The 23,728-nt window shown below is 67.8% G+C and carries 21 protein-coding genes; 8 read left to right on the top strand and 13 right to left on the bottom strand.

Annotated features, from left to right (window positions below):
* Window positions 1-6: 6 nt before the first annotated feature.
* From H7A87_RS00580 to H7A87_RS00570, 3 genes are all read right to left on the bottom strand, one after another.
* The gene (locus H7A87_RS00580) at window positions 7-456 is read right to left on the bottom strand and encodes a hypothetical protein (protein WP_232087897.1); all 450 of its coding nucleotides are present in this window, start codon (window positions 454-456) and stop codon (window positions 7-9) included.
* 307 nt (window positions 457-763) lie between these two features.
* Window positions 764-1,396, bottom strand: coding sequence for a response regulator transcription factor (locus tag H7A87_RS00575; protein WP_119127234.1), 633 nt, complete (start codon window positions 1,394-1,396; stop codon window positions 764-766).
* Window positions 1,393-2,496 carry a sensor histidine kinase gene (locus tag H7A87_RS00570; protein ID WP_232087896.1) on the bottom strand — a complete coding sequence of 368 codons (1,104 nt, stop codon included), beginning with the start codon at window positions 2,494-2,496 and terminating at the stop codon, window positions 1,393-1,395. Before H7A87_RS00570 ends, H7A87_RS00575 begins: the two co-directional genes overlap by 4 nt.
* 243 nt (window positions 2,497-2,739) lie before the next feature.
* On the opposite strand from H7A87_RS00570, the gene lldD reads away from it, so the two are divergent.
* Complete coding sequence (gene lldD, locus H7A87_RS00565; protein ID WP_119127232.1) at window positions 2,740-3,900, top strand: FMN-dependent L-lactate dehydrogenase LldD; 1,161 nt, start codon at window positions 2,740-2,742, stop codon at window positions 3,898-3,900.
* A 383-nt stretch (window positions 3,901-4,283) separates the two neighbouring features.
* Here the strand turns inward: lldD and ligD are convergent, their stop codons facing one another.
* Both ligD and H7A87_RS00555 read right to left on the bottom strand, forming a co-directional pair.
* The gene (gene ligD, locus H7A87_RS00560; RefSeq protein WP_119127231.1) at window positions 4,284-7,052 is read right to left on the bottom strand and encodes a non-homologous end-joining DNA ligase; all 2,769 of its coding nucleotides are present in this window, start codon (window positions 7,050-7,052) and stop codon (window positions 4,284-4,286) included.
* Window positions 7,053-7,061: 9 nt separating this feature from the next.
* Complete coding sequence (locus H7A87_RS00555; protein ID WP_104650497.1) at window positions 7,062-8,021, bottom strand: Ku protein; 960 nt, start codon at window positions 8,019-8,021, stop codon at window positions 7,062-7,064.
* Between the two features lie 154 nt (window positions 8,022-8,175).
* On the opposite strand from H7A87_RS00555, the gene H7A87_RS00550 reads away from it, so the two are divergent.
* Window positions 8,176-8,355 (top strand): hypothetical protein, encoded by a 180-nt coding sequence (locus H7A87_RS00550; protein ID WP_119127230.1) that lies wholly within the window; start codon window positions 8,176-8,178, stop codon window positions 8,353-8,355.
* A 51-nt stretch (window positions 8,356-8,406) separates the two neighbouring features.
* Here the strand turns inward: H7A87_RS00550 and H7A87_RS00545 are convergent, their stop codons facing one another.
* The 3 genes from H7A87_RS00545 to adh all read right to left on the bottom strand — a co-directional run bounded on the left by H7A87_RS00545 (window position 8,407) and on the right by adh (window position 11,517).
* Window positions 8,407-8,802: a DUF779 domain-containing protein gene (locus tag H7A87_RS00545; RefSeq protein ID WP_104584477.1), complete on the bottom strand. Its 396-nt coding sequence runs from the start codon at window positions 8,800-8,802 to the stop codon at window positions 8,407-8,409.
* Window positions 8,803-8,823: 21 nt separating this feature from the next.
* Window positions 8,824-9,852: an alcohol dehydrogenase AdhP gene (gene adhP, locus H7A87_RS00540; protein ID WP_119127229.1), complete on the bottom strand. Its 1,029-nt coding sequence runs from the start codon at window positions 9,850-9,852 to the stop codon at window positions 8,824-8,826.
* A gap of 135 nt (window positions 9,853-9,987) precedes the next feature.
* Window positions 9,988-11,517: an aldehyde dehydrogenase gene (gene adh, locus H7A87_RS00535; RefSeq protein ID WP_119127228.1), complete on the bottom strand. Its 1,530-nt coding sequence runs from the start codon at window positions 11,515-11,517 to the stop codon at window positions 9,988-9,990.
* A gap of 239 nt (window positions 11,518-11,756) precedes the next feature.
* Between adh and H7A87_RS00530 the strand changes: the two genes are divergently transcribed.
* Window positions 11,757-13,634, top strand: coding sequence for a sigma-54-dependent Fis family transcriptional regulator (locus tag H7A87_RS00530; protein ID WP_119127227.1), 1,878 nt, complete (start codon window positions 11,757-11,759; stop codon window positions 13,632-13,634).
* A gap of 358 nt (window positions 13,635-13,992) precedes the next feature.
* Here the strand turns inward: H7A87_RS00530 and H7A87_RS00525 are convergent, their stop codons facing one another.
* The 4 genes from H7A87_RS00525 to H7A87_RS00510 form a co-directional block, all read right to left on the bottom strand.
* Window positions 13,993-14,484, bottom strand: a complete 492-nt coding sequence (locus tag H7A87_RS00525; protein ID WP_180496839.1) for a hypothetical protein — start codon at window positions 14,482-14,484, stop codon at window positions 13,993-13,995.
* A 190-nt stretch (window positions 14,485-14,674) separates the two neighbouring features.
* Window positions 14,675-15,055 (bottom strand): cupin domain-containing protein, encoded by a 381-nt coding sequence (locus tag H7A87_RS00520; protein ID WP_104584487.1) that lies wholly within the window; start codon window positions 15,053-15,055, stop codon window positions 14,675-14,677.
* 126 nt (window positions 15,056-15,181) lie between these two features.
* Window positions 15,182-15,481 (bottom strand): hypothetical protein, encoded by a 300-nt coding sequence (locus tag H7A87_RS00515; protein WP_119127226.1) that lies wholly within the window; start codon window positions 15,479-15,481, stop codon window positions 15,182-15,184.
* 299 nt (window positions 15,482-15,780) lie between these two features.
* Window positions 15,781-17,919: a TonB-dependent receptor gene (locus H7A87_RS00510; RefSeq protein WP_180496838.1), complete on the bottom strand. Its 2,139-nt coding sequence runs from the start codon at window positions 17,917-17,919 to the stop codon at window positions 15,781-15,783.
* Between the two features lie 156 nt (window positions 17,920-18,075).
* On the opposite strand from H7A87_RS00510, the gene H7A87_RS00505 reads away from it, so the two are divergent.
* From H7A87_RS00505 to H7A87_RS00490, 4 genes are all read left to right on the top strand, one after another.
* A complete protein-coding gene (locus H7A87_RS00505) occupies window positions 18,076-19,278 on the top strand; it encodes an amino acid aminotransferase (RefSeq protein WP_119127224.1) in 1,203 nt (400 codons plus the stop codon).
* Between the two features lie 290 nt (window positions 19,279-19,568).
* On the top strand, window positions 19,569-20,585 hold the full coding sequence (locus H7A87_RS00500; RefSeq protein ID WP_104584495.1) for a class 1 fructose-bisphosphatase: 1,017 nt from the start codon (window positions 19,569-19,571) through the stop codon (window positions 20,583-20,585).
* Window positions 20,586-20,898: 313 nt separating this feature from the next.
* A complete protein-coding gene (locus H7A87_RS00495) occupies window positions 20,899-21,366 on the top strand; it encodes a hypothetical protein (protein WP_052767866.1) in 468 nt (155 codons plus the stop codon).
* Between the two features lie 224 nt (window positions 21,367-21,590).
* On the top strand, window positions 21,591-21,845 hold the full coding sequence (locus tag H7A87_RS00490; protein ID WP_119127223.1) for a DUF2164 domain-containing protein: 255 nt from the start codon (window positions 21,591-21,593) through the stop codon (window positions 21,843-21,845).
* Between the two features lie 148 nt (window positions 21,846-21,993).
* On the opposite strand, the gene H7A87_RS00485 is transcribed toward H7A87_RS00490, so the two are convergent.
* Window positions 21,994-22,635 (bottom strand): TetR/AcrR family transcriptional regulator, encoded by a 642-nt coding sequence (locus H7A87_RS00485; protein WP_119127222.1) that lies wholly within the window; start codon window positions 22,633-22,635, stop codon window positions 21,994-21,996.
* A 177-nt stretch (window positions 22,636-22,812) separates the two neighbouring features.
* On the opposite strand from H7A87_RS00485, the gene H7A87_RS00480 reads away from it, so the two are divergent.
* A complete protein-coding gene (locus tag H7A87_RS00480) occupies window positions 22,813-23,727 on the top strand; it encodes an NmrA family NAD(P)-binding protein (protein WP_119127221.1) in 915 nt (304 codons plus the stop codon).
* Window position 23,728 lies beyond the last annotated feature (1 nt).

The raw sequence follows: 23,728 nt of genomic DNA, 5'->3' as shown, positions 1-23,728 counted from the left end.
GGCGTCTTATCCCATGCAGTGCCGCGGGCGCGGTTGGGTGCCGGCCGGGACATCCGCCAGGCGCGCGGCGCAGTGGCTCGCCACCGCCTGCTGCCGGTCATCCCGCTCGGCTCCGTTGCTGAAGGCCACCTTGAGCTGGCCGCGGGTGGACCACGCGCCGGGCATGCCGGTGCGGAGGTCGCCAGCACCACGCCCTGCCCATGGCCGACAGCCCAGCCCCGGGCCGCACCCGTGCGCATCGATGCGGGCGGACCAGCCGTCGCAGGTGGGGGCCACTGCGCCCTGCACCGCCCCGGCGCAGGCCGCCACGCTGACCCACAGGTCGCGCTCGGTTGGCGGCTGGACATGCAGCGCGGCCTGGGCCCAGGCGATCGGCAAGTCGGCCTGGGTGGGCGCCGCCCAGGCGCTGGTGGACAGCACGACGCTCAACACCCACAGGTACCGGACCAGGCGCATGACGGACTCCGCAGCGGACCGGAGCGCGGCGCGTCCCCGGGCGACCTTGGTGGCCGCCGGACGACCTTGGTGTTTGGCCGCCCACACGACCTGACGGCAACCTTACGGTTGCTGCCCCATCCTGCCGGAACCCGGAAATTCCCTATAAAACAACGCCATGCAACCTAGCGAGACAGCGTCGTGCGGCAGGAGGTGGTGTGCCCGCGCGTCGAACCAGTTCCCGCGCGCGGCGGCGGCAGCGCTGCAGAGCCCGTTCTTACGATTCCCCATTCCCGATTCCCGATTCCCGATTCCCGATTCCCCGCCCTCAAATCACCCGCAACGTGATCGCCTTCAACACCGCGCGCGTGCGGTCGCGGGTGCCGAGCTTTTCCAGGATGGTGGAGACGTAGTTCTTCACCGTGCCCTCGGCCAGGAACAGGGTGCGGGCGATCTCCTTGTTGGAATAGCCGCCGGCGAGCAGGCGCAGGATCGCCACCTCGCGCTCGCTGAAGGTCTCGCGCGGGGGCTGCTGGTCGCGGAACTGGTAACGCGCGCGCACCGGGTCGGTGCTGACCGGCTGCAGCAGGGTCTCGCCGTTGGCGACCCGCTCGATCGCCTCGCGCAGGTCTTCCGGGGCGGCGTCCTTGAGCAGGAAGCCCTGCGCGCCGGCCTCGGTGGCACGCAGCAGCAGGTCGCTGTCGTCGAAGGTGGTGAGCAGCAGCACCGGGGTGCGGTCGCCACGGGCGCGCAGTTGCTGCAGCGCCTGGATGCCGTCCAGGCCGGGCATGCGGATGTCGCTGAGCACCACGTCCACGGTGGTGCTGGCGAGCGCGTCCAGCAGGCCCTGGCCGTCGTCGGCCTCGCAGGCCACCTCCACGCCCTGCTGCTGCAACAGCGCGCGCAGGCCGGCGCGGACCAGGATCTGGTCATCGGCCAGCGCGATGCGACGTGGACTCATGCCGGCAGCCTCGCCATCAGGTGCATGCCGCCCTGGGCGGTGCGGCCGAGCTCAAGCCGCCCGTGCAGGGCGGCCAGGCGTTCGCGCATGCCGGTGATGCCGTTGCCTTCGCGGATGCGCTCGGCGCGGCGGCCATCGTCGCGGATGTCCACGTGCAGCTGCGCGCCCTCGCAGTGCAGGTGCACGGCCACCTCGTTGGCGTCGGCATGCCGGACGGCGTTGGTCAGCGCCTCCTGCACCAGCCGCAACAGCAGCTCGGCCACGCGGGCATCGGTGATGCGCACGGCCGGGTCGATCTGCAGGCGCAGCGCCGGGCGCGGGAACGGTGCAGCCAGCGCGCGCAAGGCGGTCTGCAGATCCAGGCCCTGGTCGTCGCGCAGCGACTGCACCACGTTGCGGATGTCCGCCAGCAGGTCGGCCGACAACCGCTCCACCACCGCGATCTCCTCGCGCCGTGCCAGTCCCGGGTCGGCGCCGAGCAGGCGCAGATTGATGCGCATGGCGGTGAGCTTGTGCCCGGCCACGTCGTGCAGCTCGCGCGCCAGGCGCAGGCGCTCGGCATCGCGCGCGCTGTCGGCCAGCAGCGCGCGGGTGGCCAGCAGGTCGGCATTGACGTAGGCCAGCGCGTCGCGGGTGCGCTCGGCAGTGCGTGCGTAATGCGCGGTCAGCGCGGCGAAGGCCTGGAAACCGGCGTAGATGCCGACGATCAACCACGGGCGCTCGAACCCGGCCTGCACCAGCAGCGCATACATGCCCGCGTTCAACGCCAGCGCCAGCAACAGCACGCGCACCGGCGGCCAGGTCATGCCCGCCTGCGCCACCAGCATGACCAGCAACACCGGGGCGGTGCCGGCACGCGGCTCCATCCAGACCAGCAGCAAGGCCAGGACGGCCTGCAGCAGCGTGGCGACAGTGCGCAAGGCATGCAGCGGCGGCAACACGGTATGCAGCAGGAACAAGGCGGTGAAGCCGGCCAGCACGCCCCAGCGCCAGGCGCCAGGCGGTGAGGCGTCGGGCACGAACGACAAGGCCACCGCGGCAATGGTGAACGCGCCGGCCAGACGCAGCGGTTGCAAGCAATGAAACAGGGACGAGGTCATGCGGCGATGCTGACGGCCGCGCGGCCGCGCGGCAATGGCACGGAGGCAGAAAGTGACTTCCGGCAGGTGGGGCGCTGCCCCGTCGCCGCTGTCGTCGCTGCAGCGCGGCCGCACCTTGCCACGCCGCCCCATCGTCACGGAAGCACGCCCTGCCCGCTTGCAGCCGGCCGGGCGCGCAGCCGTCCACCCGCCCCACCGATGGTCTTACACTCAGCGGCTACCCGCAGCTGCCGTGCGTCTTCGATGATCATTTCCGCCGCTTCCGACTACCGTGCCGCTGCGCAGGCGCGCCTGCCGCCGTTCCTGTTCCACTACATCGATGGCGGCGCGTATGCCGAGCACACCTTGCGGCGCAATGTCGCGGACCTGGCCGATATCGCGCTGCGCCAGCGGGTGCTGCGCAACATGTCGGACCTGAGCCTGGGCACCGAGTTGTTCGGCGAGACGCTGGCGATGCCGGTGGCACTGGCACCGGTCGGGCTGACCGGCATGTACGCGCGCCGTGGCGAAGTGCAGGCCGCACGCGCGGCGGCCGCACGCGGGATCCCGTTTACGTTGTCCACGGTGTCGGTGTGCCCGATCGAGGAAGTGGCGCCGGCGATCGCGCGGCCGATGTGGTTCCAGCTGTACGTGCTCAAGGACCGCGGCTTCATGCGCAACGCGCTGGAGCGCGCCAAGGCGGCCGGGGTGACCACACTGGTGTTCACCGTGGACATGCCCACGCCGGGCGCGCGCTACCGCGATGCGCATTCGGGCATGAGCGGGCCCAATGCGGGGCTGCGGCGCATGCTGCAGGCCGTCACCCATCCACGCTGGGCCTGGGACGTGGGCCTGCTCGGCAAGCCGCATGATCTGGGCAACATCTCGACCTACCGCGGCAGCCCGACCGGCCTGCAGGACTACATCGGCTGGCTGGGCGCCAATTTCGACCCGTCCATCGCGTGGAAGGACCTGGAATGGATCCGCGAGTTCTGGACCGGGCCGATGGTGATCAAGGGCATCCTGGACCCGGACGACGCGCGTGATGCGGTGCGCTTCGGCGCCGACGGCATCGTGGTGTCCAATCACGGCGGGCGCCAGCTCGACGGCGTGCTGTCCAGCGCGCGCGCGTTGCCGGCCATTGCCGATGCGGTGAAGGGGCAGCTGAAGATCCTGGCCGATTCGGGCATCCGCAGCGGGCTGGACGTGGTGCGCATGCTGGCGCTGGGCGCCGATGCGGTGCTGCTGGGGCGGGCGTTCGTCTACGCGCTGGCCGCTGGCGGGCAGGCCGGCGTGGAGAACCTGCTGAGCCTGATCGAAAAGGAAATGCGCGTGGCGATGACCTTGACCGGCACCCATTCGATTGCCGAGATCAGTGGCGATGCGTTGAGCCGGGTGACGCGGGAGCATGCGGTTTCGCCTTGACGGGAATCGGGAGTCGGGAATCGGGGAATCGAGATACGTCGGTAGAAGAGCGGATGATCTGCGGCTTGGCTGCAGGGCCCTTGCCCGCCCACCATCGCGGGACACGCCGCAAGTACGTCCTTGTAGGCTCTTACGCGGCATCCATGCCGCGTAAGGTCCCGCGACGGTGGGCGGGCAAGGGCCAGTCAAGATGGTCGGTACGCATGGTCAAGCTCTGGGTGTGATGCGTCCCTGATTGGATGATCAGAGCGAATCACACCTGTAGCGAGTTTGATGCGGGTGTGGGCGCCGCGCCTAGGACGCGGGCCTGCGAACGATCCATGCCGACTCCCAGCACACGCCGCGCCCGCCTCGCGGCTAGGCAGCAGGTTTGTTAGACACGCTTAGTTCTCATCGCCGCCGGTGGGCAAGGATTGCCGCAACGCCAGCACCGAGGCCCAGGGATCTGCACGTTGGCGCCTGGCGCGTTCCAGCGCCTTGTCCATCGGGAAGGCGTCCGGGCCGCTGATCTTGCCGAGTTCTTCCCAGCGTAGCGGGACGGCGACGGTGGCTTTTTCGCGCGCGCGCAGCGACCACGAACAGACGCTGGTGTTGCCGCGCCCGTTGCGCAGCCAGTCGACGAAGATCACGCCGTGGCGCTTGGCCTTGCTCATGGTGGCCACATAGCGGTCCGGCGCATGCGTTGCCAGCGCCTGGGCGAATGCCTCGCAGAAATCGCGCGCCTGCTCCCAGTCCGCTTCCGGCACGATCGGCACCACCACGTGCAGGCCCTTGCCGCCGGACAGGCGCACCGCGCTTTCCAACCCCGCGCTGCGCAGCTTGGCGCGGATATCGCGCGCGGCAGCCACCACGTCGGCCCAGGACACCGCCTCGCCGGGGTCCAGGTCGAACACCAGCCGATCCGGATGCTCCGGATCGTCGACCTGCGCGCCCCAGGGATGCAGCTCCAGCGTGTTCATCTGCACCAGCTCGAGCAGGCCGGCGGCATCTTCGACATAGATGTAATCCTCGGTGCCGCTTTTTTGCTGCAGCGGAATCGCCTTGATGTGCGTGCCCAGGTGGCGGCCTTCGTGCTTCTGGAAGAAGCAATCGCCACCGGCGCCATCGGGGCAGCGCAGCAGCGACAGGGGCCGGCGTGCGATCTCCGCCAGCACCAGCGGCGCCACTGCCCGGTAGTAGTCGGCCACCTCGCCCTTGCTGATGCCCGCTGCGGGGAACACCACCCGCTCGGGATGGGTGATGGTGATGCCGTCTGTCGACGTGGACGTAGATTTGGATTTGGATGTTGTGGACTTGGACGCCGTGGATTTGGACGCCGTGGACGTGGCCGCCGCCGCCTTTTTGGATGTCGTGGTCGCGGTCGTCTTCGATGCCGTCGAACGCGCGCGCTTGCTGGTGGTGCTGGTGGATGCGTCGACTGTCGTTCTGGATGTTTTCGTGGTCGCCGTCTTGCGCGCCGGCGCAGCGGCCGTTGCCGCACCACGTTTGCCCGCAGCACGCGCCTTGCCCGGCGCGGCGCGGTCGCCGCCCAACTCGCTCATGGGTTTGTCCTCGCGTAGACGCTTGAACGCGGCCTGCCGCAACAGGCCTTCCTTCGCCCAGCCGCGGAAGGCGACCTCGGCGATCAGCACCGGCCGGACCCAATGCACATCGCGTGGCCGCCCCGGGATGTGCGTGGGCAATTCCAGCGTGGCGGTGTCGCTGTGCAGCGCCTGCAGCAGCGCGGTGATCTTGCCGAGCAAGGCATCGTCGAACCCGGTGCCCACACGCCCGACATAACGCAGCGTCTTGCCGTCGCGCTGCGCCATCAGCAAGGCGCCAAAGCCGCTGCGTGCGCCCTTGGGATCGGTGTAGCCCACCACCACGAACTCGTCGCTGTCCTCGTGCTTGGTCTTGACCCAATCGGCGCTGCGTCCTGCACGATAGGGCGCATCGGCGAGCTTGCTGACGATGCCTTCCCAGCCGGTGCCGGCGCTGGCCGCGAAGACCTCCGGGCCATGGCCGATCACATGGTCGCTGAATGCCAGTGTGCCCGGCGCATCGCCCAGCAACTCGCGCAGCAACTGCTTGCGTTGCAGCAACGGGGTATCGCGCAGGTCCACCCCGGCCACGCCCAGCAGGTCGAACACGATGTAGCGCAGCGGCTGCACGGCGCTGCCATCGAGCGCACGCTGCAGCGCCGAGAAATCGGTGCGCCCCTTGGCATCCAGCACCACCAGCTCGCCATCCAGGCGCGCATCGCGCACCGGCAGTGCTTGCACTGCGCGCACCACCTCCGGGAAGCGCTGCGTCCAGGCCTGGTCGTTGCGCGAGCGCAGCTGCACCTCGCCATCGACCAGATCGGCCAGCAGGCGATAGCCGTCCCACTTGATCTCGTGCAACCAGCGCTCGCCATCGGGTGCCTGCTCGCGCAGCAAGGTCAGTTGCGCGCGCAGCTCGGTGGGGCATGGCGCATCGCGGGCGCCGTCCAGCGCCAGGGCGCGGGTATGCCATTGCGCGGAACATGCACGCGCTGGGCGTGCGCGCTTGCTGGCCGCAGGCGACGTCGCGGCGCTCGTTTTTGCCGCTGGCGCACGCTGCGCCCGGCTGGTCTTGGCACGCGTCGCCGGGGCGGCCGCTGCCGATGCGCCGGCCGCCTGCTGCGCCACCAGCGCATCGGTATCCAGATCGGCCGCATACGCATCGGTGCGCTTGAACAGCAGCCACTGCGGTTTGCCGCCGCGCATCTGCGTGCGCACCAAGGCGAAGCCACCGCGCAGCAATGAGCCCTGCAGTTCGAATTCCAGCTTGCCGGCGTCCAGCGCCGCCAACGCATCGCCTTCGCACTGCCAATGCCCGTGGTCGAACACCTCCACATGCCCGGCGCCGTAATGGCCTTGCGGGATATCGCCGGCGAAGCTGGCGTACGACAGCGGGTGGTCTTCCACCTCCACCGCCAGGCGTTTTTCGCCCACGCGCAACGAGGGCCCCTTGGGCACGGCCCAGCTCTTGAGCACGCCGTCGAGTTCCAGACGGAAGTCGTAATGACGCGAGCTGGCGTGATGCAGTTGCACCACGAAGATCGGCTGCTTGCTGGCGCGTGCGGGCGTGTCGCCGGCCGGCTCCGGGGTCTGGTCGAAGCGGCGTTTGGCGTTGTAGTCGCGCAGTGACATGGACTGGGCCTACCCGGCCTTGCGGCGCGGCGCTGCCTTGCTGGCCGTGGCCTTGGTGGCCTTGCCCGCAGTCTTCTTGGTGGCCTTCTTGGCCACTTTCTTGGCGGCGGTCTTGGCGGTCTTCTTGGCTGGCGCGGTTGCCGGGGCGCTGCTCTTCTTGGCCGGCGTGCGCGTGTTGGCCTGCAGGCTCTTTTGCAGCAGCGACATGAAATCGACCACGTTGGTGGTGGCGTCCTCGTGCTGCGGCGGCTCGACATCCACGGTGGTGGTGCCGCCCTTGGCCTGGATGCGCTTGCGCAGGATCTGCTCGAGCTTGCCGCGGAATTCGTCGTGGTAGTCCTCCGGCTGCCAGGTGCCGGACATCGACTCGATCAGCTGTTTGGCCATCTCCTGTTCCTTGGGCGTGATGCGGTACTCGCCCACCGCGCCGGCCGGCAACTTGAAGTCCTGCGGGTCCACCACTTCCTGCTGGTAGCGCAGCAGCAGCAGGATCAACGCATCGCCCTGCGGCATCACCGCCGCCAGGTATTCGCGCGTGCGGATCACCACCTTGGCGATGCCCACCTTGCCGGTGTCGCGCAGCGTCTCGCGCAGCAGCACGTAGCCCTTTTCGGCCTTCTTGCCAGGCACCAGGATGTAGGGCTTTTCGAAATAGCGCGGGTCGATGTCGGCGGCATCGACAAAGGTTTCCACCTCCACCGTCTCGTGGCTCTCCGGCGAGGCCGAGCGGATGTCCTGCTCCTCGACGATGACATAGCTGCCCTTGTCGTACTCGAAGGCCTTGACGATCTCCTTCCACGGCACTTCATCGCCGGTGTCGGCGTTGACGCGCTCGAAGCGGATCGGCTTCTTGTCGCGCGAATCGAGCATGCGGAAATGCAGGTCCACCTTGCGCTCGCCCGACATCAACGACACCGGCACATTGAGCAAGCCGAACGACAGGGTTCCGGTCCAGATCGGTCGTGCCATCGGCGTGTGACTCCGGGTGCTGTTTGGGGTAGCCCATAGCTGTAGCGCGGCCACCGTGATCCATGCGTGAGCCATGTGTCTGCCGCTGCCACTGCGCCCCCTTCACCCGGTACGCGGTGAACTGCGCATCCCTCTCGACTTCCAGGAGAACCGCATGTCCCGTGACCCGCTACGCGAGCAACCGGCCCAGCCGGGCGAACAGCACGGCAAGCGCGATGCCGAGCACTACGAAGACCGCGGTGCCGGCGATGCGCCCGGCACGCTGATTCCGGCCAATGGCGACACCCCGGCCAAGAAGCCGGGCACCGCGCCGTCGACCGTGGCAGACCGCTGACGACCGCCAGCGGAAACACCCGCCCGGCCGCAGCAGCCGGGCGGGTGCGGTTTACGCCCGCCCTGCCTGCTGCAGCCGGGCAAACTCCTCATCGGCAAACAGGCGCGAGCGCACCAGAAAGCGCACGCCCTCGCCGTTTTCCAGCGAGAACATGCCGCCGCGCCCCGGCACCACGTCGATGATCAGCTGGGTGTGCTTCCAGTAGTCGAACTGCGAGGGGCTGATGTAGAACGGCGCGCCGCCGATCTCGCCCAGCAGCACGTCGCGGTCGCCGACGATGAAATCGCCCACCGGAAAACACATCGGCGAGGAGCCATCGCAGCAGCCGCCGGATTGATGGAACAGCACATCGCCGTGGCGCGCGCGCAGCGTGTCGATCAGCTGCAACGCCGCCAGCGTGGCCATTACCTGCAACGGCGGGTCTGTCTGCGTGGTGGTGCCCTGCATCGTCTGCCTCCTGCGGCGCGGTCAGGCCGCCATGTCGAGCACGATACGCCCCTCGATCGTTCCGGCGTGCATGCGCGCGAACACCTCGTTGATGTTGTCCAGGGTGTCGGTGGCCACGGTCGCCGCGACCTTGCCCTGCTCGGCGAAGGCAAGCGACTCCTGCAGGTCCAGCCGGGTTCCGACGATCGAGCCGCGCACGGTCACGCCATTGAGCACCATGCCGAAGATGTCCAGCGGGAACTGGCCCGGTGGCAGGCCGTTGAGCGACACCGTGCCGCCACGCCGCACCATGCCGATCGCCTGCTCGAACGCCTTGGGCGATACCGCGGTGACCAACGCGCCGTGTGCGCCGCCGATTTCCTTCTTGAGGTACGCCACCGGATCGGTGGTGCGCGCATTGACCGTCACCGTTGCGCCCAGGCGCCTGGCCAGTGCCAGCTTGGCGTCGTCCACATCCACTGCGGCCACGTTCATTCCCATCGCCTTGGCATATTGCACTGCCATGTGGCCGAGCCCGCCGATGCCGGAAATCACGACCCACTGACCCGGCTTGGTCTCGGTGACCTTCAGGCCCTTGTAGACGGTGACGCCCGCGCAAAGGATCGGCGCGACCTCGACGAAGCCGATGCCCTTGGGCAGGAGGCCGACGTAGTCGGCATTGGCCAGCGCGTACTGCGCGAAGCCGCCGTTGACCGAGTAGCCGCTGTTCTGCTGCGCCTCGCACAGGGTTTCCCACCCACCCAGGCAGTGCTCGCAATGCCCGCAAGCCGAGTACAGCCACGGGATGCCGACGCGGTCGCCTTCCTTGATGTGCTTGACGCCTTCGCCGACCGCCACCACGTTGCCAACACCTTCGTGGCCGGGAATGAAGGGCGGGTTCGGCTTGACCGGCCAGTCGCCTTCGGCGGCGTGCAGGTCGGTGTGGCAGACGCCACAGGCTTCGATCTTGACCAGGATGTCGCCGGCGGCCGGACGCGGCACCTGCACCTCCTCGATCACCAGAGGCTTGCCGAACTCGCGTACCACTGCAGCTTTCATCGTCTTGTCCACATTGCACTCCTGTCGCTGTCGTTGAGGAACCTTAGCCCCGGGCCGCAACCGGGGCCTTGATCGAGGTCAACGCCGCGGTGCGGCCGCGCGGCGCCAGCCGATCGTCGCCGCGCACAAGCGCGACCGGCATGGGTGTCAGAAGAAGCCCAGCGCCTTGGGCGAATAGCTCACCAGCAGGTTCTTGGTCTGCTGGTAATGGTCGAGCATCATCTTGTGATTCTCGCGGCCGATGCCCGACTGCTTGTAACCGCCGAACGCGGCATGCGCCGGATAGGCGTGGTAGCAGTTGGTCCACACGCGCCCGGCCTGGATCGCGCGGCCCATGCGATACAGCCGGGAGGCATCGCGGCTCCACACGCCGGCACCCAGGCCGTACAGGGTGTCGTTGGCGATCGCCAGGGCCTCGGCCTCGTCCTTGAAGGTGGTCACCGACACCACCGGGCCGAAGATCTCTTCCTGGAACACGCGCATCTTGTTATGGCCCTTGAACACCGTCGGCTTGACGTAGAAGCCGCCGGACAGCTCGCCGTCGAGCGTGTTGCGCTCGCCACCGATCAGCACCTGCGCGCCCTCCTGCTTGCCGATGTCGATGTAGGACAGGATCTTTTCCAGCTGCTCGCTGGAGGCCTGCGCGCCGACCATGGTGTTGGGATCCAGCGGGTTGCCCTGCTTGATCGCGGCCACACGCGCCAGCGCCTTTTCCATGAATTTGTCGTAGATCGATTCCTGGATCAGCGCACGCGAGGGGCAGGTGCACACCTCGCCCTGATTGAAGGCGAACAGCACGAAGCCTTCCACCGCCTTGTCGAGAAAGTCGTCGTCTTCGGCCATGACATCGGCAAAGAAGATGTTCGGCGATTTGCCGCCCAGCTCCAGCGTCACCGGGATCAGGTTCTGGCTGGCGTACTGCATGATCAGCCGGCCGGTGGTGGTTTCGCCGGTGAAGGCGATCTTGGCGATGCGCGGGTTGCTGGCCAGCGGCTTGCCCGCTTCCAGGCCAAAGCCGTTGACCACGTTGAGCACGCCGGGCGGCAACAGGTCGCCGATGACCTCCATCAGCACCAGGATCGAGGCCGGGGTCTGCTCGGCCGGCTTCATCACCACGCAGTTGCCGGCGGCCAGCGCCGGTGCGAGTTTCCAGCACGCCATCAGCAACGGGAAATTCCACGGGATGATCTGCCCGACCACGCCGAGCGGTTCGTGGAAGTGATAGGCAATGGTGTCGCTGTCGATCTCGGAGATGCCGCCTTCCTGCGCGCGGATGGCGCCGGCGAAATAGCGGAAGTGATCCACGCACAGCGGCACGTCCGCATTGAGCGTCTCGCGCACCGGCTTGCCGTTGTCCCAGGTCTCGGCATGGGCGAGCAGTTCCAGATTCTGCTCGATGCGGTCGGCGATCCTGAGCAGCACGTTGGCGCGGTCGGTGGTGGAGGTCTTGCCCCAGGCGTCCTTGGCCGCATGCGCCGCATCCAGCGCCGCTTCGATGTCCTGCGCGTTGGAGCGCGCGATCGAGGTGAACACCTTGCCGTTGATCGGCGTGGTGTTGTCGAAGTACTGGCCACTGTGCGGCGCCACCCACTTGCCGCCGATGAAGTTGTCGTAGCGCGGCTTGAAGATGGACTGCGGGTCGGTGTTCAGCGGCTTGGCGGATGTGACGGCGTTCATCGGTGTCTCCTGCGGTACATGGGAAGAAGCCCGTGACGGGCGTCTCCGCTATCACGCAAGGGTGATGCCAGGTTTTTCCTGCTGCATTGCGTCACGCCCGATCGCGCCGCGGGTGCGGCCGATAGTGGAGGTCTTCGCTGCGGCGCATCACGCGCAGCGCTTGCGCTGTGTCCGCAAACATGGTGTTTATCGCGACAGTGATCTTCTGGACTGTCGCAAATTGCGACACGAGGTGGCGGATGGCGATGTCGACGGAGCAGCAGCTGGGCCGGGCGCGGCGCTCGTTCTTCGAGCGTGGCGCGATGCCGGCCGGGCAGGTACCGGACGCGATCCTGCAGTCGTGGCGACGCTGCCAGCGCCAGGGCCTGGCCGCCGAGGCGACCCCGGCGATCGAACCGGTCAGCGCCGCACGCCTGCGCGAGATGCGCGAACGCCACGAGACCCTGTGGCGGCGCGCGCGCGCCGAGCTGGAAGGGCTGTCGGCCGACGCAGCGGCCACCGGCAGCGTCGTGCTGCTCACCGACGAGGCTGGCTGGATACTCGATGCCGAGGGCAGCACCGGCTTCCTTGAGCGCGCCGGGCGGGTGGCGCTGATGCCCGGCGCCTGTTGGAGCGAGAGCGTGCTCGGCACCAATGCCATCGGCACCGCGATCGTGGAGAGCCGCTCGATCGAGGTCCGCGGCGGCGAGCACTATCTCGCCCCGCACGGCATCCTCAGCTGTGCCGCGGCGCCGATCTTCGACCCTTACGGGCAGTTGGTGGGCGTGCTCGACATCTCCGGCGACGCGCGTCTGCAGCACATCCACGCGCTGGGACTGGCGCGGCGCGCGGTCGCCAGCATCGAGCACCGCTACTTCGACGACGGCATCGCCGATTGCGAACTGCTGCGCGTACACCACGACCCGGCCCTGCTCGGCACCGCGCACGAGGGCCTGCTGGCATTCCGCGGCGGGCGCCTGGTGGCAGCCAACCGCGCCGGCCTGCAGCTGTTCGGGCTGGAGCGCCACGAACTGGGGCGCGCGCGCTACGACGCGCTGTTCGAGGAGCCGCTGACCCGGCTGCGCCACGACGGCGCCCTGTTCGATCGCCAGGGCCGCGCCCTGTACGGGCGCGTGGACGAGCGCGGCGACGCGCGGCCGCGCCGGCGCGCCACGCAGCCACCGATCACGGTCTCGGCCGCCCGCCAGGACGGTGACCGCGACGCGCCGCTGTTCGAGGCCGAGATCGAGCGCCTGCTCGGGCGCGCCTGCCGGGTGCTGGATGCCGAGCTCCCAGTGCTGGTGCAGGGCGAGACCGGCACCGGCAAGGAGGTGTTCGCGCGCGAGCTGCACCGCCGCTGCACGCGCGCCGCCCGCCCGTTCGTCGCGGTGAACTGCGCCGCGCTGCCCGAGGGTCTGATCGAGGCCGAGCTGTTCGGCTACGAGGACGGCGCCTTCACCGGAGCGCGCAAGCACGGCAGCCCGGGGCTGCTGCGCCAGGCCGAGGGCGGGGTGCTGTTTCTCGACGAAATCGGCGACATGCCGCTGGCGCTGCAACCGCGGCTGCTGCGCGTGCTGCAGGAGCGCGAACTGTCGCCGCTGGGTGGCGGCAAGCCGGTGCGGCTGGATTTCGCGCTGGTTTGCGCCACCCACCAGGACCTGCAAGCGGCAATCGCCGACGGCCGCTTCCGCGCCGACCTGTACTACCGCATCGCCCATCATGTCGTGGCGCTGCCGGCGCTGCGCGCGCACGCCGACCGCCCGCTGCTGGTGCAAGAGCTGTGGCAGCGCCTGGGCCAGGGCCGCCGGCTCAGCGCCGACGCACTGCGGGTCCTGGCCGACTACGACTGGCCGGGCAACCTGCGCCAGCTCTCGGCCTGCCTGCGCACGTTGGTGGCGCTGAGCGAACCCGGCGAGCGCATCGACCGCGACGCGCTGCCGGGCTACCTCGCCACCCGGACCGCAGTGTCGGCGCTAGCCGCTGCCGCACCGGCACCGACCGATAGCCTGGAGCAGCTGGCACAGGCGGCGATGCGGCAGGCGCTGGACGCCTGTGGCGGCAACGTCGCGCAGGCGGCACGCCGGCTCGGCATCAGCCGCAGCACGCTGTATCGCCGGCTCGGCCCGCAACGGGCCTGACACCGGGCGCACAAACGCATCGCCCGCCGACGCGGCCCGGGAGCGCGCGGATGCGCATGCCCACCACCAAGAACCCCCCGCCGCCGCCATCACTGCCGGCATGCGTCATGCTGTATTCCTCGACGCAACGGCGGCGTGTGGGCAACGGGAAACGCCGACGCGAGCCGGCTCGGCGCATTGCCGCCGCTGACGCCGTCTCACGTTGCGCATCAAGTGGGGCGTGCTGCGGGTACGAAACCTTACCCGCCATGCCTCTCAACGTGCCTGGACTTCCGCCCGCCATCGCGATCGCTGCAGGCCGCGACTGTAGTGCCGCCGTGGATCGCCGCGGGTGACTTGCACACCGTGCGCACGCACCTCAGCCGCGCGGTGCAGTCGGCCTGAAGACGTCGGGATCGGCCATGGCAGCAGCGCAGTCCTGCACCTTCCTCAGGTGATAGGACTGCAACTGCCAACCCGCTGCGCCCGATGCCGCAGTCCACCGATACGTCCAGTGGTAGCGCATCCCCGCGCCACATGCGTCGATGGCGACCGCATCCCCAGGCTGACCATGCTCCGGGAAGGCCACCTCGGGACTGGTCAGGTCTGCACGCCCGCCGGCAGCTGGCGCGTGCGTGCGGTAACTGGTGCGTAGCTGGCCTAGCTCGGCGGCGCTTGCCGGCCGCTGTTGCCTGGACGGCTGCGCCAGCAACCAGCGATGCACCTGCGCCACGGCTGGGCTATCGGCCGGAAAGGTCCGCGTTACCTGCAGCGTGCCTGGTTCCGAGGGTGCAGCGGCACTGGCGATGGTGCCGCTCAACAGACTGGTCGCGCCGAGCGCCGCAACCGACACCACTTGCAGGAATGTCATCCCATGCTCCATGCGCTGTGTGCGGAACACCGAGCCTAGCACGCACCCCACGACAGGCTGGCCGCAGGGGCTGCAGCGATGCCGTGCAGGACCAGGTGCGCCATTTCAGCGACTGAAATAACCTGCCACGCAGGGGTGGCTGCGTGGATGCAAACCGATGCCGCCGGCACCCGCGCACCGAGCGCAGCGATCAGATCCAGACGTCGTTGTCCGCGGTGTAGGCGCCGCCCGCATCGCCGGTATTGACCACGCCGCGCGGCTCGACCAGCAGCACGCTGCATTCGTGCTCCGCCGCCGGCCGGTGTTCGACACCCTTGGGCACCACGTGCATCTGCCCGGCCGACAGCGCCACCACGCCATCGCGAAATTCGATGGTCATGCTGCCGTCCAGCACGATGAACACCTCGTCCGTGTCCGCATGCTGGTGCCACACGAACGCACCTTGCAGCTTGACCAGTTTGAACTGGTAGTCGTTCATTTCCGCCACGACACGCGGGGACCAGTGCTGCGACAGCAGGGCGAGCTTGTCGCTGAAATCGATCGGGGCGTAGCGCGTGTTCAACGGAAACATCCTTGTGGCGGAATGCGCGTGCAAGCTTAGTGCATCGCATTGCGCGCAGTCACTGCTGCAGAAACGCGGCGCCCTGCCGTGACGCCCGGCAAGCAATGCGAGCGGCTTGCCGAACGCAGTGCGCGCTTAGGTACCAGCGGTGCGGATGTCTGCCGCACGCCACGCTTGCACGGCTGCGCTCACCTGCGCCCCGTGGCTGGCGCTGACATCGCGCGCGGCAAAGGCGTGCGGCCGCCATTGCACCTGCGCGGCCAGCCGTGCGCAGGCGACATGCCCGTCTGCCAGCACGTCGGCCTGCTCGGTTGCGTCCAACGCCAGCAGCACCGAAAAGCCGGTGGCCGAGATCGCGCAGTTGATGTCCAGCCAGTCGCGGTTGTCCTCGCGCAGGAGAAACCAGTCTGCGGGGGCGTGATCGATGACGATCATGGCGGGCCTTGGGTGGTGGGCACAGGTGTGGAGTGTCGATGGCACACCGTGGGTCAGCGGGACGGCTCGTCGCGCCCGGGTGCGCTCCTACGGTGACGGGCGTGTTGTTGAGCGCGCGCCGCCTGCGGCCGGATTGGCTGCCCAACGCTCATTGCAGGCCGAGCGGTTGTTGGAGAGACATCCGCATGCTGTTGTGCCGCCGCTTGGTGGTGCGCGCGTTGGCGGGACGGCTTTGTCGCGCCCGGGTGCGCTCCTATGGGTGGCGGGCGCGTTGTTGAGCGCGCGCCGCCTGCGGTAGCTCAGCCGCCGAAATCCCACTGCAGGCCGACCGTGTAGGTGCGGTCCGGGCCTGGTTCGTAATAGCGCCCGTTGCCGTCGTTGACGATGACCGAGCCGACGTAGTGCCGGTCCAGCGCATTGTCGATGCGGGCGAAGGTGCGCAGCCCGCCCAGCGTGGTGGTCCAGCGCCGGGAGGCTTCCAGGTTGACCAGCGCGTAGCCGGGTGCGCGCTCGGTCGCCAGGTCGTTGACCACGGTGGCGTCGGAGGCCACCGTTTCGGCGGCGAACTGCCATTGCAATGGCTGCCACTGCCAGCGCGCGAACAGTTGCTGGCGCGGCACGCCCGGCAGGCGCGCGCCGCTGGCCACCGGCGCAGTGGGCGTGGCGCAGCCGCTGCTGGCGCAGGTGAGGTAGCCATCGCGCACGGTGGCATCGACAAAGGTGTAGGCCAGCTGCAGTTGCTGGGTGTCGCCCACCGGTTGATTCCAGCTCAGCTCCGCACCCTGGCGGCGGGTGGCACCGATGTTGCGGTAGGTGCTGCGGCCATTGGTGTTGCTGGCCACGGCCAGTTCGTCGTCGGTGTCGGCGCGGAACAGCGCCACTTCTACCGCTGCGCCGCTCTGCGCGCGCCACTTGCTGCCGATCTCGTAATTGCGGCTGGTCGCCGCGCCCAGATCCAGCGCCAGGCCGGCGCCGCCATCGCTGCGATAGCCCAGCTCGTTGAAGGTGGGCGTTTCGAAACCGCGCCCGACCGAGGCGTAGAAACGCAGGTCCTCGGCGGCGCGAAACACGACGCCGGCCACCGGCGTGGTTGCCGAATAATCGCGCTGGCCGCTGTCGTCGGGATTGCGCCCGAGAATGTAGTGGTCGTCCGAGTCGAAGCGCACCTGGCTATGCCGCACGCCCAGCAAGGCCGACCAGCGGTCGCTCCATTGCCACCACGCCTGCGCAAACTGGTCCACATTCTCGACCTGGTCGCGCTGGTTGCGGCGCAGCGCGCCCTGCACGCCCAGCGTGTCGCCGACGAAGTTTTCATAGCCGGTGCGGTGCTGGCGTTGACGATCGACGTTCGCGCCCACGGTCAGCTGCAGGGGCCGGCCCAGGGCCTGCCCCTGCCAGGCCCAACGCGCGTCGGCACCTTCGTAATTGCTGTCCAGATCGATCACCCCGCCCGAGTGCAACGGATTGCGCTGCACCGCCACCGGGATCGCCAGGAACTGCTCCACGCTGCGCTGCCCGCCGTAGGCCATCAGCCGCAGTGTCTGGCTGTCCAGCTGCTGGGTGAAGATGGCCCCGGCCTGCGACTGCCGCACCGATTTGCGGGTGTTGAACTGGGTGGCTACCGACGTGGCCTGCGCCGGGTCGGCCCTGAACTGGGCACGGGTCAGGCCGAGCGGGTCCTGCGCGTCGGGTGCGTCCAGATAGTTGAGCACCAGGTCCAGCCGGCGGCCCTCGGCCAGATCGAAGCCGAGCTTGGCGTTGACCGACTCGCGCCTGGCGCGGCTATGGGCGCGGAAGCCGTCGGTTTCGAAATGATTGGCGGCCAGGTTGTAGTGCACCGCGCCCTGCTGGCCGAGCAACTGCGCACCCACGTTGACGGTGGCATTGCTGCCGTAGGTGGCGCGCAGCCGCCACGGGTCGTTTGGGGCGCCGTCGGCGCTCCACAGCTGCAGCACGCCGCCGGACGAATTGCCGTACAGCGCCGAGAACGGCCCGCGCAGCACTTCCACCCGCTGCGCGCCCAGCACGTTGAAGTGCGAGAGCTGGCCCTGGCCGTCGGGCATGCTGGCCGGAATGCCGTCGACCAGCAGCCGTACGCCGCGTACACCGAAGGTGGAGCGCGCACCGAAGCCGCGGATCGACAGCTGGGTGTCCTGCGCGTAGTTCTGGCGATCGCGCGCCACCAGCCCGGGGATGCCGTCCAGCAGCTCGGACACCTGCGCGCCGCGGCGGTTGTCGGCATCGGCTGCCACCACGGTGAACGAGGCCGGCAGGTCGAAGTCGTCCACGCCGTGCACGCGCGCGGCGTCCACCTGCACCGTGGGCAAGCGCTGGATCGGTGGGGAGGCGGGCGGCGCCGGATCGGCGGCCAGGACGGGCGACGCGGCGCCCGTGGCGAACAGGCCGCAAGCGGCGGCCAACAAGGTCAGTCTGGGCATGGGCGTAGTGTCCCTCATCCGTACTGTGGCCGCATCGTTGCGTACGGAACGAAGCATGCTACGCCGGCCATGGGCTGCTACGATGAAGTGGTTTGGCCCAGCCGCGGCCGAGCATCCGGAAGTCCCTCACTCTTTCGTCCTTCAGCGAGTCATGCCGTGTCCTTCTTTGCAAACGTGGAACAGGTTCCAGGCGACCCCATCCTGGGCCTGACCGAGGCCTACAACGCCGACAGCCGCCCCAACAAGGTCAACCTGGGCGTGGGCATCTATTACGACGAGAACGGGCGCATCCCGCTGTTGCGCGCCGTGCACAAGATTGAGCAGCAGCTTGCGCTGGATGCCAAACCGCGCGGCTACCTGCCCATCGACGGCCTGGCCGCCTACGACAAGGCCACCCAGGAGCTGCTGTTCGGCACCGAGTCGGCGCTGCTGGCCTCCGGCCGCGTGGCGACCTCGCAGACCGTCGGCGGCAGCGGCGCCCTGCGCGTGGGCGCGGACCTGCTCAAGAAGCTGCTGCCCACGGCCACCATCGCCATCAGCAACCCGAGCTGGGAAAACCATCGCGCCGTGTTCGGCGCGGCCGGCTTCGAGGTCGTGGACTACACCTATTTCGATGCCGCCAGCCATGGGCTGAACTTCGACGGCATGCTCGCCGACCTGGCAAAGCTGGAGCCGGGCACCGTGGTGCTGCTGCACGCCTGCTGCCACAACCCCACCGGCGCGGACCTGACCAAGGAGCAGTGGAAGCAGGTCGCCGGGCTGTTGAAGGAACGCGAGCTGTTCCCGTTCGTCGACATCGCCTACCAGGGCTTCGACAAGGGCATCGAGGCCGATGCGTACGCGGTGCGCCTGCTCGCCGCCGAAGGCATCGACAGCTACGTGGTCGCCAGCTCGTACTCCAAGTCGTTCTCGCTGTATGGCGAGCGCGTGGGCGCGCTGTCGGTGGTCTCGGCCACAGCCGCTGAAGCCAAGGCCGTGCAGTCGCAGGTCAAGCGCATCATCCGCACCATCTACTCCAGCCCGTCCACGCACGGCGCCGCCCTGGTGGCCGGCGTGCTGACCAGCCCGGAGCTGCGCGATCTGTGGGAGCAGGAGCTCACCGAGATGCGCGAGCGCATCCACGCCCTGCGTGCGGGCCTGGTGGCCAAGCTGGCCACGCTGGGCGCGCCGGAGTTCGACTTCATCCAGCGCCAGGCCGGCATGTTCTCGTACTCGGGCCTGACCCGGACCCAGGTGGATCGCCTGCGCGAGGAGTTCGCGATCTACGCCGTCGGCACCGGCCGCATCTGCGTGGCCGCGCTGAGCCAGCGCAACCTGGACTATGTGGCGCAGGCCGTGGCGACCGTCAGCCGGATGTAAGCAACCGCATCGCAATCGGCCACACCGGCCAATGCCAGCAAACCGGGAGCGCGCCAGCCTCCCGGTTTTTTTGTGCCCGCAAACGCCCCCTTCCCAGCCCTCGCCGCGTCCTTCCCCGCCGGCGGGCGAAGGTGCCCGAAGGGCGGATGGGGGCAAGCGCAGCGCGACCATCGCTCTCCCATTCGCGCATGTTCGATCAACAACGCGGCAAAACGCGCATGCAGTGATCGAAATCTAACGGCGCAATGGCGACAATGGCGGACCACTTCCTACACAGGCTACCCGCCCCCATGTCGCGTCCCTCGCTGACCCGCTTCCTGATCGAAGAGCAACACGCCGGCCGTATCGACCCGGAATTGCGCCAGCTGATCACCATCGTCTCGCGCGCCTGCAAGCGCATTTCCATCGCCGTGAGCAAGGGCGCCCTGGGCGGCGTGCTCGGCGATGCCGGCACCGGCAACGTGCAGGGCGAGGCACAGAAGAAGCTCGACGTGCTCAGCAACGACATCCTGCTCGAAGCCAACGCCTGGGGCGGCCACCTGGCCGCGTGCGCGTCGGAAGAAATGGATCACAGCCAGCCGGTGCCCGACCAGTACCCCAGCGGCGATTTCCTGCTGCTGTTCGATCCGCTGGACGGCAGCTCCAACATCGACGTCAACGTCTCGGTCGGCACCATCTTCTCGGTGCTGCGCGCGCCCAAGGGCACCGAAAAGCCCGGCGATGAGCACTTCCTGCAGCCGGGCACGCAACAGGTGGCCGCCGGCTACTGCATCTACGGCCCCAGCACGATGCTGGTGCTCACGCTCGGCCATGGCACCCACGCCTTCACCCTGGAGCGCGAGGAAGGCAGCTTCCTGCTGACCCAGGCCAACATGCGCGTGCCCGACGACACCGCCGAATACGCCATCAACATGTCCAACCAGCGCCACTGGGAGCCGGCCATGCAGTCCTATGTCAGCGACCTGCTGGCCGGCAAGGACGGCAGCCGCGGCAAGGACTTCAACATGCGCTGGATCGCCAGCATGGTCGCCGACGTGCACCGCATCCTCACCCGCGGCGGCATCTTCATCTACCCCTGGGACAAGAAGGACGCCTCCAAGCCGGGCAAGCTGCGCCTGATGTACGAAGCCAACCCGATGAGCATGCTGGTGGAACAGGCCGGCGGCGCGGCTACCACCGGGCGCGAGCGCATCCTGGACCTCCAACCGACACAGCTGCATCAGCGCGTGCCGGTGTTCCTGGGTTCGAAGAACGAAGTGAATGAGGCCACGCGCTATCACGTGGAGTTCGACAAGGCGCAGGGCTGAACTTTCGGCGCAAGCCACACGCCGCGCTGACGCCTGCCAGACACCCGCCCCGTGCGGGTGTCTTTGTGTGTGACAACGGCAGATGACGCAGTCTAATGATGGTCTGCAGAGCGACGAGAACTGCGCCAGCAGCCACATCCTGCCGTCGGTTGACTCACCACCGGGCAGCGGTGAGTATCGCCCTCGGGCCGGAGTGGGACGGTCTACGGGAAGTCGATCTCTACGCGCAATGCCTTGCAAGCAGTCGCCTGACTGCCCGCAGGGATCACATAACGATCAGGGAGTTCACATGAAGACCGTATGTGTTGCACTGGTGGCTGCCGTCATGTTGCAGGCCACACCCGCCTTCTCCGCATCAACCGCGCCATCGCCACTGGTCGGAACCTGGCTGCTGGATACCAGCAGCCTCCCGATGCCGGCAGCGGTACGACCCAAACGTGTCGTCCTGGAGTTCAAACAGGTTCCAGGCAACAAGTGGGCCACCAGCGCCGAGATCATCGAACACGACAACAAGACGCTGCAGGCGCAATCCACGCTGTTGCTGGACGGCACGCCGGGCAAGGCCTCGGGCACCTACCTGGTCGATCGCGCCGCAGTCAAAATGCCCGAGCCCGGCGTGCTGGTGATGCAGTTGATGTATCAAGGTGTCCCGGCATCCACACGCACCTATACGGTCAGTGCCGACGGCAAGGTCATGACCGAGATTGAAGCGTACTTCAAGGACGGCAACCCGGTGATGCGCACGGCGTATTTCAAACGCGCGGCAAGTCAGTCCAAGTGAACACGGGCGAGCCGACGCCGCATCGCGGCGCGGCTCGTTTATTTGAGGAGCAGCGGCAGTTTGAAGGCAGGGAGCCTGTATGCGATATCTTTCACCGATCGATCTTCCAGCCACATTACGGCGCAGCACGTCGGTCGCGCAGTTCTCGGAAAAATATCGCCCCAAGTTGCCTGTGTCGCAACGCACATCGCCCCGATACCGTAGTTGAGCCGACCAGAGCATCCATGACCGCGATCAAATTCACCGAAGGCGAGCGGGCGGCGATCACGCGCAAGATCCAGCTGTATTTCAGCGAAGAACTGAAGCAGCAGATCGGCCGCTTCGATGCGGAGTTTCTGCTGGATTTCTTCGCCGACGAGGTGGGAGCCTATTTCTACAATCGGGGCGTCTACGATGCGCAGGCCATCGTTGCCAGCAAGCTGGACGACCTGGGTGAGGCGATCTACCAGCTGGAACGCCCTACCGACTTCAAAAAGTGATCCGCCACCTCACGATGTCGCAGCACTGAGAAGTCCCACTTCGCTGCTGCGAGCAGGGACAACATGCGCGTGCAGGAGACACCGCCGAATACGCCATCAAGTCGCGTCGTCCGCTGCGTTGTTCAAGGATTCCCGCAACTCAAGGGTGTTACTGAGGGCTTCCGGTCTCCAGCTGGCCAGCATCCTTGAGAAGTGCAAGCGCCCACTCCACACGGTCCGATGCGGTGGCGACCAGGCTGCCTGGATCCTCGCCCAGCAGGGCGCGCAATTGATGCGGCGCGAAGACCAGGTCGACGAAGTGGCTTGCCAACGCAGCCGGATTGGCCGGTTGATCCGGGCCGTCCTGGATCGCCGCCTGCACGCGCCGCAGCCCGCCTTCCCAGCCGATGCGGTTGACTTCAGCGGCAAGCGCTGGCGCACGAATGGAGGTGCCGACGACCAGGCGCATCATCGCCACCGTCTGGGGCTGCAACGCATGCGCAAGCATCCCTTGTCCTGCGTGTCTCAGGCGCCCCTCCAGATCCATCGGGACGCTGGCTGCGGCAGGCACGGGCTGGGTGTCGACATCGCGCCGGACCACCGCTTCAAAAATGGCGTCCTTATTGGCGTAGCGCGCGTAAAAGCTTGCCTTGCCTGCACCGGCCAGCCGCGCGATGTCCTCACACGAGGTGTCCTCGAATCCGCGCTCCAGGAAGAGGTGCAGTGCCGCATCGAGTAAGCGCCGTTCCACATCGCCCGCTTTCTCGAGTGGCGGCCTTCCGCCTTTTGACTTTTGCTTGACTGCTTTCATCGACGAAAAGTTACACGTCGCTTGCATTCCCATCAACTGAACGATATCGTTCAGTTATTCGCTGCGTGGTCTTCCAGGCCAGCGAATGGCGGAGCTGCTGAGTGACGCAGAGCTTGCTGCGCTGTCGCAGTTCTCATTGCCATTGTTGGCGCAAAAAGACCCAGGCACGAGGCAATTGTGGAGACAGACGCGACATCCCGAATCGTTGTTGCAGGCGCCACCGGCGACCTGGGTGGCCGGATCGCCTTTGCGCTGAAGGACCAGGGAGCCGCTGTCGTTGCCCTTGTTCGCCAAGGTGCCGGGAAGGACCGTGTTGCGGCCCTGCAACGCAGGAACGTCGAGGTCCACTACGTCGAGATGGAAGACGCCGGAGCCTTGCGCAAAGCGGTCGGGAATGCGGCCTGTGTCGTGTCCGCGCTCAACGGTTTGGAAGACGTCATGCTGGATCAACAGGGAAAGCTGTTGCATGCAGCCGTCAGCGCCGGCGTGCCTCGCTTCATCCCGTCTGATTTCTCGCTGGACTATACGAAGACACGGCCGGGCGACAATCGAAACCTGGATCTGCGGCGCCGGTTCAGAGACCGGCTGGATGCCGCGCCGATCGCGGCCACCTCGGTGTTGTGCGGCGGCTTTCTGGAGCTGCTCGAGGGCAGCGCGCGCCTGGTGGTCCCGGGCCGTCGTGTCATGCATTTTGGCGACGCACACCAGCAGCTCGATTTCACCGCCAAAGATGACGTCGCCAGCTACACGGCCGCGGCCGCACAGGATGCCACGGCCCCGCGGGACCTGCGCATTGCCGGCAACAGCATTTCGCCCAACGACATCGCGCAACTGCTCACCGAACTCACCGGGCAGCGCTATCGCACGCTCAGGCCCGGCGGGCTCGGCACGATGTCGGCAATCATCCGTGCAGTGCGTGCACTCACACCCGCCAGCGATGATCCCTTCCCTCCCTGGCAGGGCATGCAATATCTGCGCGACATGATGAGCGGGCGCGGCAAGTTGGTCCCGCTGGATAACGATCGCTACGGTGCGCGCTCCTGGCAGACAGCCCGCCAGACACTGGCCAACACCTATGTACGGGAGTCTTGAG

The sequence above is a fragment of the Xanthomonas sp. CPBF 426 genome (genome assembly GCF_903989465.1).
Taxonomy (GTDB): Bacteria; Pseudomonadota; Gammaproteobacteria; order Xanthomonadales; family Xanthomonadaceae; genus Xanthomonas; species Xanthomonas euroxanthea.
The sequence above is the reverse complement of the archived record's forward strand: the minus strand, read 5'-3'. Positions and strand labels throughout refer to the sequence as shown.